Origin of the sequence: Pseudomonas sp. NBRC 111130, assembly GCF_001320485.1 — a bacterium.
In the GTDB taxonomy this organism is placed as follows: Bacteria; Pseudomonadota; Gammaproteobacteria; order Pseudomonadales; family Pseudomonadaceae; genus Aquipseudomonas; species Aquipseudomonas vlassakiae.
The window spans coordinates 17317-28593 of record NZ_BCBG01000055.1 but is presented as its reverse complement, the minus strand read 5'-3'; the positions used below and the strand labels follow the sequence as shown (position 1 = coordinate 28593).

Sequence of the window (11277 nt, the reverse complement as noted above, 5' to 3'; positions counted from 1 at the left end):
CAGGCTTTTACCTGGCCCAGCATTGGCAGCCAGCCGTGATATCGTTCCCCATTATTCTCCCAGGGACTTTTCCATGCCCAGCACTACCTCACTGCAACCAGGTTTCATGATCGTCCACGGCAACCGCCTGGACGACCTGCGCAGCTTGGTCGTGAGTTGGATGCGCCGCTATCCGCTGGCACCGCTGGAAAACGAAATCGCCCTGGTACAAAGCAATGGCATCGCCCAATGGCTCAAGCTCGCCCTTGCCGAGGACCCACAGGACGATGACATGGGTGGTTGCGGGATTGCTGCCGCCATCGATGTGCAACTGCCCGGTAGCTTCATGTGGCAGTTGTACCGCAAAGTGCTCGGGCGCGACGAGATCCCAGAAGTTTCACTGCTCGACAAAGCACCGCTGACCTGGCGCCTGATGCGCCTGTTGCCTGCACTGATCGAGCGCCCGCATTTCGAACCGCTGCGTCGCTTTCTTACCGATGACAATGACCTGCGCAAGCGCTATCAGTTGGCCGAGCGCCTGGCCGACCTGTTCGACCAATACCAGGTCTATCGTGCCGACTGGCTGAAGGACTGGGCAGCCGGCGAGCACATCCTCAATACCGCCCGTGGCGAGCGCAAGCCCCTCGCCCCAGGCAACCGCTGGCAGGCCGAACTGTGGCGAGCATTGCTTGAAGATGTCGGTGAACAGGGCATGGCGCAGAGCCGGGCAGGGGTACACCAGCGCTTCATCGAACGCATCAACAGCCTGCAAAGCGCACCTCACGGACTTCCGTCGCGGGTCATCGTGTTCGGTATTTCTTCTTTGCCTGCCCAGGCATTGGAAGCGCTCGCCGGTTTGTCCCGTTTCAGCCAGGTATTGCTCTGTGTACACAACCCTTGCCGTCACCACTGGGCAGACATCGTTGCCGACAAGGACCTGCTGCGTCACCAGTACAAGCGTCAACAGCGCAAGCCAGGCATGCCCGTGCAACTGGACGACGAATCGCTGCATCAGCATGCCCACCCATTGCTCGCAGCCTGGGGCAAGCAAGGCCGTGATTACATCAACCTACTGGACAGCTACGACGACCCGGGCAGTTACCAGGGCGTATTCAGCGATGGCCGTATCGACCTGTTCAGCGAAGGCCAGCCCACCACGCTGCTGAACCAGCTTCAGGACGACATTCTTGAACTGCGCCCGCTTGCTGAAAGCCGCGAGCTGTGGCCCGAGGTCAACCTGGCCAAGGACCGTTCGGTGCGTTTCCACGTGGCACACAGCGCGCAGCGTGAGGTGGAAATCCTCCACGATCAGCTACTGGCCCGCTTCAGCGCCGATCCTGCGCTACGCCCGCGTGACGTCATCGTCATGCTCCCGGCAATCGACACTTACGCGCCGCATATCCGCGCGGTGTTCGGGCAATTGCAGCGCAACGACCCGCGCTACATCCCGTTTACCCTGACCGACCAAGGCCAGCGTGGCCGTGATCCGCTGCTGATCGCGCTTGAGCACCTGCTCAAGCTCCCCGACAGCCGCTTCGCCGTCAGCGAGGTGCTTGACCTGCTCGACGTTCCGGCGGTCCGCGCGCGTTTCGGCATCCGCGAAAGCGACCTGCCCACCCTGCACCGCTGGATCGAAGGCGCGGGTATTCGCTGGGGGTTGAACGCCGACCAGCGCGCCACCCTCGGGTTGCCCCAGGGCCTTGAGCAGAACAGTTGGCGCTTCGGCCTGCGGCGCATGCTGCTGGGCTACGCGGTTGGCGTGGGAGAGGGGTGCGATGGCATCGAACCTTACGATGAAATCGGCGGCCTGGATGCCGCCTTGATCGGCCCGCTGGTCGCACTGCTCGATGCCCTCGATGTGGCCAACCAGGCCTTGTCTCAACCTGCCACTGCCAGTGAATGGGGGGATCGCCTCAACGCGTTGCTGCAAGTGTTCTTCCTTGCCGAGGAGGAGCACGACGAATACCTGCTGATGCAACTGCAGGAATTGCGCGATAGCTGGCTGGAAGTCTGCGAAACCGTAGGCCTGCAAGACCAGCTGCCACTCACGGTGATCCGCGAGGCCTGGCTGTCGGGCCTCGACGAAGGCAAGCTGTCCCAGCGGTTTCTCGCAGGTTCGGTGAACTTCTGCACCTTGATGCCAATGCGGGCCATTCCGTTCCGCGTCGTCTGTTTGCTGGGTATGAACGATGGCGACTACCCCCGCGCCCAGCCGCCGCTGGACTTCGACCTGATGGCCAGCGACTACCGCCCCGGTGATCGTTCGCGTCGCGAGGACGACCGCTATCTGCTGCTCGAAGCGCTGTTGTCGGCACGTGACCAGCTCTATATCAGCTGGGTGGGTCGTAGCATCCGTGATAACAGCGAGCGGCCCGCCTCGGTGTTGATCGGCCAGCTACGCGATCACCTGGCTGCCGGTTGGCGCCTCAAGGGTAATGCTGACGGTGAGCACCTGCTCCACGCATTGACTCAGGAGCACCCGCTGCAGCCTTTCAGTGCGCGCTATTTCCAGAAGGGCAGTGCGCTGTTCAGCTATGCCCACGAGTGGCAATTGCTGCACCAGCACACCACTGACGACGAGCAGCCAGACCTTGACCTGCCTCCTTACGTCAGCGATGAAGCGCTGACGCTTACTCAGTTGCAGGACTTCTTGCGTCACCCGGTAAGGCATTTCTTCAGCCAGCGGCTGAAAGTGTTTTTCGAAGCCTTGGAAGCGCCCACGCCAGATGAAGAGCCATTTGTTCTGGACGCATTGCAACGCTACAGTGCCAGCGAGAGCCTGCTGGGCGCCGCCCTGAGCGACCCGGATAACGCCGAGCACGCATTACAGGCCCAGGCCCGGCGGCTGCAAGCCTGCGGCATGCTGCCTCTGGCAGGGTTTGGTGAACTGCTGCAGGCCGAACTGATCCAGCCGTTGCCCGATCTGCTGCAACGTCATCGCCAACTGTTGCAGCGCTGGCCAACGGTGGTCGACGGTGCGCTGCCGATCCACTTCGAACATGCGAACCATCGTCTTGAGGGTTGGCTGGGCCGGGTCTACAAGGCCGACGATCAAAGCCTGTTGAGCATCACCACGGTGCCCAACACAATCAGCGCCGGGCGCAACACCTTCAAGTGGCACCGCCTGATTGCCAGCTGGGTGATGCACTTGGCAGCTTGCGCTGCGGGTTATCCCCTGCACAGCGCGCTGCTGGCCAGCGACATCACCCTGCTGCTCGGCCCCTTGCCGCAGGCTCAGGCTGCCGAACAACTGGGTCACCTGCTACTCGCGCGCCAGGCTGGGATGAATGCACCGTTGCCTGTGGCCGCCAAGACCGCTTTCGCCTGGCTGGCCCAGGACGATCCTGACAAGGCCATGGCCGCCGCCATCCGTGCCTACGAGGGGGATGGCCGCACCAGTTTTGGCGAGCGCAGCGAAAGTGTTGCCCTGGCGCGGCAGTTCCGCGATTTCGCCGCGCTCAGCGCCGACGAAACTTTCGAAGGCTGGTGTGAAGCCTTGTACCGCCCCCTGTTCAGCGCCGACTGGCAGGCCCAAGGCAATCCGGAGAGTCAAGCATGACCCAGGCCCGCCCCCTGGCATTGAGTTTTCCCCTGCAGGGTAGCCAGCTGATCGAAGCCAGCGCCGGTACGGGCAAGACCTTCACCATTTCTGCACTGTACCTGCGCCTGATCCTCGGCCACGGCGACGAGCAAGGCTTTGGCCGCGAACTGTTACCGCCACAGATTCTCGTGGTGACCTTCACCGATGCCGCCACCAAGGAGCTGCGCGAGCGTATCCGTGCTCGTCTGGCCGAGGCTGCGCGCTTCTTCCGCGGCGAACTGGAAGGCGGCGATCCGCTGCTGCTGCAGCTGCGCGACGACTACGCCGAAGCACACTGGCCACGCTGCGCCAATCGCCTGGAAGTTGCCGTGCAGTGGATGGATGAAGCGGCCGTGTCGACCATCCACGGCTGGTGCCAGCGCATGCTCCGAGAGCACGCCTTCGACAGCGGCAGCCTGTTCACCCAAAGCCTGGAAACCGACCACAGCGACCTGCTTGGCCAAGTCATGCGCGACTACTGGCGGCGCTTCTGTTATGGCATGCACGGCGAAGCGCTGAACTGGGTGCGTAGCCAATGGGGCAGTCCCGATGCCCTGCTGCCGCGCATCCGGCCGCTGTTCGGTCGTGTGCGTGCACAGCAGGACGAAGCGGAACCGCAAGCGCTGATCGATGCCGCGCTGAAACAGCGCGTCGAGCAGTTGCGCCAACTCAAGGCGCCGTGGGCGCAATGGGCGGATGAACTGCTGCAGATCTGCCAGGACGCCGTGGCAGCGAAACAGGCCGATGGCCGCAAACTGCAGGCGCGTTACTTCGAGCCCTGGTTCGAGAAACTGCGTAAATGGGCTTGTGATGAACAAGCGGTGGAGCTCGACTTGGGCACCGGCTTTACCCGCCTGACCCCGGCCGGGATGGCTGAAGCCTGGAAAACCGATCCGCCCGACCATCCGGCCCTGCATGCCATGCAGAACCTGCAGCAACAACTGCAGGCCCTGGCCAGCCCGGATGCCCGCTTGCTTGAACATGCCGCCGCTTGGGTTGCGGCGCGCTTCGAAGTGGAAAAACGCCGCCGCGCCGAGATGGGCTTCGACGATATGTTGCTACGTCTGCAGCAGGCGTTGGGCACGGAGTCGGGAGAACGCCTGGCTGCGCTGATCCGTGAGCAGTTCCCGGTGGCGTTGATCGACGAATTCCAGGACACCGACCCGGTCCAGTACGGCATTTTCGAAAGCATCTATCGCATCAGCGAGAACAACCCGGACACCGGCCTGTTCATGATCGGCGACCCCAAGCAGGCGATCTACGCCTTCCGTGGCGCCGATATCTACACCTACCTGTCGGCCCGCCGCGCCACCGCCGGTCGACTGCACAGCCTGGACACCAACTACCGCTCCAGCCAGGCGATGGTTGCAGCGGTCAACCGAGTCTTCATGCAGGCCGAAGGCCGCGAGCAGGGCAAGGGTGCGTTCCTGTTCCGCGAAGCCGACGACAACCCGTTGCCGTTCGTCGAGGTTCGCGCCAAGGGCCGCAGTGAACGCCTGTTGATCGACGGCAAGGCGTGTGCGGCGTTGCACTGCTGGCAGCTGGAAAGCGAAGAGCCGGTATCCAGCACGCTCTACCGTCAGCAGCTGGCAGCCAGCTGCGCCAGCCATATCGTTTGCGTATTGAATGGCGGCCAGCGCGGGGTGACCGGCTTCAGCGATGACCAGGGCGAACTGCGCCCATGCCAGCCTTCGGACATTGCCATCCTGGTGCGTGATGGCCATGAAGCGCAGTTGGTGCGCAACGAGCTTGCCGCCCGCGATGTGCGCAGCGTGTACCTGTCCGACAAGGATTCGGTATTCGCCGCCCAGGAGGCCCATGACTTGCTGGCCTGGCTAAAGGCCTGTGCCGAGCCGGACTCCGAACGCCTGCTCAAGGCCGCCCTGGCCAGCATGACCCTGGAGCTGTCGCTGGCTGAACTTGACCAGCTGAACCAGGACGAGCGGGTCTGGGAGGGCTGGGTCATGCGTTTTCGCCGCTATCGAGAGATCTGGCAGCGCCAGGGTGTGCTGCCCATGTTGCGGCACCTGCTGCACGACTTTGAATTGCCGCGCACGCTGATCGGCCGCACGGAGGGTGAGCGCGTGCTGACCAACCTGCTGCACCTGGCCGAACTGCTGCAGCAGGCGGCCACTGAGCTGGACGGCGAACAGGCGCTGATCCGTCACCTCGCCGAGCACCTGGCCAATTCCGGTCAAGCGGGCGAGGAGCAGATTCTGCGCCTGGAAAGCGACGAGCAGCTGGTCAAGGTAGTGACTATCCACAAGTCCAAAGGCCTGGAATACCCGCTGGTCTATTTGCCTTTCATCTGCACCAGCAAGCCGGTGGATGGCAGCCGCCTGCCCCTGGCCTGGCACGACAGCTTGGGCAACGCACAACTGACGTTGACCCCTGACGCAGCGCAGGTCGCCCTGGCCGACGAGGAGCGCCTGGCCGAAGACCTGCGCCTGCTCTACGTCGCGTTGACGCGTGCCCAGCACGCCTGCTGGCTGGGTGTCGCCGACCTCAAGCGCGGCAACCAGAAGAGTTCGCAACTGCACCGCTCGGCGCTCGGCTACCTGCTAGGTGGTGGCCTGCCACTGCCCAGCTCGGAGCACCTCAAGCAGTGGCTGCAGAGCTTGCTGGCCGGCTGTGAGCACATTGCCTGCCCGGCCCTGCCGCAGGCCAGTGATGAGCGCTACCGTGCGTCCCAGGCCGAACACGAGCTGATACCCGCACGCAAGCCACAACGGGCCGCCGCCGAACATTGGTGGATCGCCTCCTACAGTGCCTTGCGCGTGGGTGAACAGACCCTCGGTGCCGACAGCTCACAGGCCCAGCAGCTGCTCGATGACGAAGTTGCCGATACCCAACCGATCCGTGAAGTACCCGGCGACGGCGGCGACATCCATCGCTTTCCCCGTGGCCCCAACCCGGGCACCTTCCTCCATGGGCTGCTGGAGTGGGCCGGACGTGAAGGCTTTGCCGAGGTCGCCGGCAACCCCAGGCTCATCGAACGTACGGTTGGCCAACGTTGCAACCGCCGCGGCTGGACCGGCTGGATTCCGACACTCAGCCAGTGGCTGCAGCGCCTGCTCAACGAGCCGCTGCCGGCCGGCCCTTCGCAGCTGACGCTGGCGCAACTCCAGCATTACCAGATCGAGATGGAGTTCTGGTTCGCCAGCCACAACGTCGACGCCGAGCAACTCGACCGCCTGGTGGCCCGGCATACCTACCCCGGCACGGCTCGCCCGGCTGCGCAGCCAACCTTGCTCAATGGCATGTTCAAAGGTTTCATCGACTTGGCATACGAGCTCGACGGGCGCTATTACGTGGCGGACTACAAGTCCAATTGGCTCGGCCCGGACATCCAGGCCTACGACACCCAGGCCATGGAAAAAGCCATCCTTGAACACCGTTACGACCTGCAGTACGTGCTCTACCTGTTGGCCCTGCATCGCCAGTTGCGCGCACGGCTGCCGGATTACGATTACGACCGCCATGTCGGCGGTGCCCTGTTCATCTTCCTGCGTGGCGCCAGCAGCAATGGCCACGGCGTGTACTTCGCCAGGCCGCCACGCGAGCTGATCGAGGCCCTTGACGCGCTGTTCCGGGGCGCGCACCAGCCCGAGCAGCAGGACCTGTTTGCCGGAGCCCTGACATGAGCCGCACCCTCGACGATCTCTTGCCTGCGCCACTGCAAGCTGAACATCTGCTGGCCCTGGCTCCCCAGCACAACAGTGCGGACCTGCTGCAGTTGCTCGATCGCTGGGTCGAGCGAGGCTGGCTGCGTGCGCTCGACCGGGCGTTCGTCAGCTTTCTTGAAGAGCGAGCCCCTGGCAGTGACCCGTTGCTGTTGCTGGCGGCAGCACTGGCCAGCCACCAGCTGGGCCACGGGCATGTCTGCCTCGACCTGCAACAAACCCTCGCCGAGCCGGATTTCGCCCTGTCCCTGCCACCCGAAGGCGATGCCCTGACCGGCCCGTTGCTGTTGCCCTCGCAGCTGCTGGCCAACCTCGGCCTGCCCACCTGGCTGCAGCGCATTGCCGCAAGCCCCCTGGTGGCCGCCGGCAATACGCCGGGCCAGCACACGCGCCCGCTGGTGCTCAGCGGCCAGCGCCTGTACCTGCGCCGCTACTGGAGCTACGAGCGGCAGATCGACCAGACCCTGCGCCAGCGCCTGAGCGAGGAGGAAGCAACCCCGGCCGACCTGCCTGCGCGCCTGGCGCAGCTGTTCGACGGAGGCGCCCTGGCCGGGCAGGTGGACTGGCAGAAACTCGCCTGCGCCCTGGCCACCCGTGCAGGCTTCAGCATCATCACTGGCGGCCCTGGCACCGGCAAAACCACCACGGTGGTGCGGCTGTTGGCGCTGCTACAGGCACCTGCGGTGGAGCAGGGCAGGCCGCTGCGTATTCGCCTGGCCGCGCCGACCGGCAAGGCCGCCGCACGCCTGACCGAATCCATTGGCCAGCAGGTTGAACGGTTGCAGGTCAGCGCCGAGGTGCGCAGGCAGATCCCCACCGACGTCAGCACCGTGCATCGCCTGCTCGGCAGCCGCCCTGGCTCGCGGCACTTCCGGCACCACGCCGGTAATCTGCTGCCGCTGGATGTGCTGGTGGTCGACGAGGCGTCGATGATCGACCTGGAGATGATGGCCAACTTGCTGGAGGCATTGCCGCCCAAGGCGCGGCTGATTCTGCTCGGGGACAAGGACCAGCTGGCTTCGGTCGAGGCTGGCGCCGTACTCGGTGACCTGTGCCGGGATGCCGAGGAGGGCTGCTATTCGCCCGCGACCCAGGCCTGGCTGGAACGGATCGGTGGCCACTCGCTGGCCGCCAGCGGCCTGAAAACCGGCGATGCGCAACGCAATCCCCTAGCCCAGCAAGTGGTGATGCTGCGCTTCTCGCGACGTTTTGGTGAAGGCAGTGGCATCGGCCAGCTGGCGCGCCTGGTCAACCGCCAAGAGGCCCAGGCGGCACGCGACCTGCTGAGCATGCCGCCAGCGGACGTGTTCGGCCTGGCGCTGCGCGGTGAGCAGGACCGGGCTTTCGACCGCCTGATTCTCGACGGCCTCGACCGCGGTAACGAAGGGCCTCAAGGCTATCGCAGCTACCTGCGTGCCATTGGCCGCCATCGCCCCGCACCGGGCAGCGCTTTCGACGATCCGCGCTGGGAACAGTGGGCTGGCAGGGTGCTGCGCAGTTTCGAAGACTTCCAGCTGCTGTGCGCCGTGCGCAAGGGGCCCTGGGGTGTCGAAGGCCTCAACGAACGTGTGGCGCGGGTGCTGCACAATGCCGGGCTGATCGACAACCAGCAACCGTGGTATGAAGGTCGCCCGGTGCTGGTGACGCGCAACGACTACGGCTTGGGCTTGATGAACGGCGACATTGGTATCGCCCTGCGCTTGCCGGACGAGCACGGTGAAGCGCTGCTGCGTGTGGCTTTCCCGCGTAACGACGGCAGTGGTGGGGTGCGCTTCGTGCTGCCCAGCCGCCTCAACGAGGTGGAGACCGTTTACGCCATGACGGTGCATAAGTCCCAGGGCTCCGAGTTCAGCCACACCGCGCTGGTGCTGCCGGATGCACTCAACCCGGTGCTGACCAAGGAACTGGTGTACACCGGCATTACCCGGGCCAAGCATTGCTTCAGCTTGATCGAGCCGCGCCAAGGCATTTTCGAGGAAGCGGTGCTGCGCAAGGTACGGCGTATTTCCGGCCTGATGCTTGAACAAGTCTGACCAGGCCTGTGACTGACCCTGTGGCAGCGGGCTTGCCCGCGAACACCGGCGTAGCCGGTGCCATACACCGAGTTGCCTGATTCGCGGGCACGCCCGCTCCTCCAGATAGCCAGCGTTGTGCTATCGTTGCGCCGACTCAGACAGGTTTTTGAGAGAACTCTCACATGACAGGCGCCAGGGAGCGGTTGACAGGCTGTGCGCTTTTGCTGCTTCTCGTCGCCCTGTCGCTGTTGGCCGGCCCCGTCCAGGCGGGCGGTTCCGCGACCTCCGCTCAGGCCCAGCAGCGTGCCAAGGCGGTAACCCAAGTGGTCCTGGGCATCTTCAGCTATGCCCGCTGGCCTACCGAACCTGTGCCTTTGCGCTTGTGCATGGTCGGCCCCACCGAATATGCCGACGACCTGATCAAGGGCAACGTGCAGAACTCTGGCCAACCCTTGCAGGTGCGCCGCCTGCTGGCCGACGACCGGAACGTTGCCCAAGCCTGCGATGCGGTGTACATCGGCAAGCTCGACGATGCCCAGCGCGATCACCTGTTCCAGGCCATCAATGGCCATCCGGTACTGAGCATCAGCGAAGCCGACGACCCGTGCACGGTGGGTAGCCTGTTCTGTCTGCGCGTCGGTGACCAGCAGGTCGCGTTCGAGGTCAATCTCGACTCCGTGGCACGTTCCGGCGTGCGTATCCATCCCAGCGTGTTGCAGCTGTCACGGCGACGCGGAGCTGTGCCATGAAGCGTTCAGCCTGGAAGGCCGGCGTGCGTCCCACCTTGCGTTCGGTACTCGGCCGCGGCCACCTCAGCGTTGCCCTGATGGCAGTGGGCCTGGCCGGTATCTCGCTGACCCTGCTCGGTGTGCTGGCCCTGCGCGTGTACGCCCACCACAACCTGCACCTGATTGCCCGTTCGATCAACTACACCGTCGAAGCCGCGGTGGTGTTCGACGACAGCGCGGCGGCCCATGAGGCGCTGGAACTGATCGCCAAAACCGAAGAAGTGGCGGACGCCAAGGTATTCAACAACGATGGGGAGCAGCTGGCGCACTGGCAGCGTCGTGAAGAAGGCGTGCTCGGGCACCTTGAGGCGCAGGTGGCATCGGCCTTGCTGAATGGGCCGATCAACCTGCCGATCATGCACCAGCAACAGCAAGTCGGGCATATCGAGCTGGTCGGCCAGGGCCGCAGCTTGCTGCTGTTCCTGCTCAGCGGCCTTGGCGGCATTCTGTTCTGCACGATCCTCAGTGCCTTCGTTGCCTTGTACCTGTCGCGGCGGCTGCTTGGCGACATCGTGCGCCCCCTGCGCAGCCTGGCCAGTGTCGCCCACGCCGCACGTCGCGAACGCAGTTTCGACCGCCGTGTGCCGGAAGCGCCCATTGCCGAGCTGAACGAGTTGGGTAACGATTTCAATGCCTTGCTCGATGAACTGGAGGTCTGGCACGGCCACCTGCAAAACGAGAACGCCACCCTGGCTCACCAGGCCAGCCACGATAGCCTTACCGGCCTGCCCAACCGCGCGTTCTTCGAGGGGCGCCTCAGCCGCAGCCTGCGCAATGCGGCACGGCAGCAAGACCATTTAGCGCTGTTGTTCCTCGACAGTGACCACTTCAAACAGATCAACGACAGCCTCGGCCATGCCGTGGGCGACGAAGTGCTGATCAACGTGGCCGACCGTGTGCGTGCGCAACTGCGCGAGCACGATCTGGTGGCCCGCCTGGGGGGCGACGAGTTTGCCGTGCTGCTGACCCCGCTGCACTCGCGTGAGGACGCAGAGCGCATCGCCGAGAAGATCATCGCCAGCATGCAGCTGCCGATGCTGCTCGATGGCGGCGCCAGCCTTACCACGTCTCTCAGTGTCGGCATCGCCTATTACCCGGAGGATGGCAATGACCCTGCCAGCCTCCTCAATGCCGCAGATGCGGCAATGTACCAGGCCAAGCGCAAGCGTCGTGGCCAGTGGCAAGCGGCGCAGACGGAACGGTCCGCTGCCGATTCCAGCAACAGGAGTTGA

5 protein-coding genes are annotated in these 11277 nt (G+C 64.4%); all 5 read left to right on the top strand.

All coding sequences use genetic code 11. The features are described from left to right. Positions 1–73: 73 nt before the first annotated feature. The 5 genes from recC to APH33_RS20410 all read left to right on the top strand — a co-directional run bounded on the left by recC (position 74) and on the right by APH33_RS20410 (position 11277). Positions 74–3538, top strand: coding sequence for an exodeoxyribonuclease V subunit gamma (gene recC / locus APH33_RS20430; protein ID WP_054886901.1), 3465 nt, complete (start codon positions 74–76; stop codon positions 3536–3538). Next, entirely contained in the window at positions 3535–7203 is a 3669-nt protein-coding gene (gene recB / locus APH33_RS20425) for an exodeoxyribonuclease V subunit beta (protein WP_054886900.1), read from the top strand. Before recC ends, recB begins: the two co-directional genes overlap by 4 nt. Then, on the top strand, positions 7200–9275 hold the full coding sequence (recD, locus tag APH33_RS20420) for an exodeoxyribonuclease V subunit alpha (protein WP_054886899.1): 2076 nt from the start codon (positions 7200–7202) through the stop codon (positions 9273–9275). The genes recB and recD overlap by 4 nt, the downstream gene beginning before the upstream one ends. 164 nt (positions 9276–9439) lie before the next feature. Further along, positions 9440–10006 (top strand): YfiR family protein, encoded by a 567-nt coding sequence (locus tag APH33_RS20415; protein WP_054886898.1) that lies wholly within the window; start codon positions 9440–9442, stop codon positions 10004–10006. Further along, positions 10003–11277, top strand: coding sequence for a diguanylate cyclase domain-containing protein (locus APH33_RS20410; RefSeq protein WP_054886897.1), 1275 nt, complete (start codon positions 10003–10005; stop codon positions 11275–11277). The genes APH33_RS20415 and APH33_RS20410 overlap by 4 nt, the downstream gene beginning before the upstream one ends.

What these genes read in the sequence shown, in the direction of transcription:
- recC (WP_054886901.1), top strand. Translation starts at nt 74, where the DNA reads ATGCCCAGCACTACCTCACTGCAACCAGGTTTCATGATCGTCCACGGC.
- recB (WP_054886900.1), top strand. Translation starts at nt 3,535, where the DNA reads ATGACCCAGGCCCGCCCCCTGGCATTGAGTTTTCCCCTGCAGGGTAGC.
- recD (WP_054886899.1), top strand. Translation starts at nt 7,200, where the DNA reads ATGAGCCGCACCCTCGACGATCTCTTGCCTGCGCCACTGCAAGCTGAA.
- APH33_RS20415 (WP_054886898.1), top strand. Translation starts at nt 9,440, where the DNA reads ATGACAGGCGCCAGGGAGCGGTTGACAGGCTGTGCGCTTTTGCTGCTT.
- APH33_RS20410 (WP_054886897.1), top strand. Translation starts at nt 10,003, where the DNA reads ATGAAGCGTTCAGCCTGGAAGGCCGGCGTGCGTCCCACCTTGCGTTCG.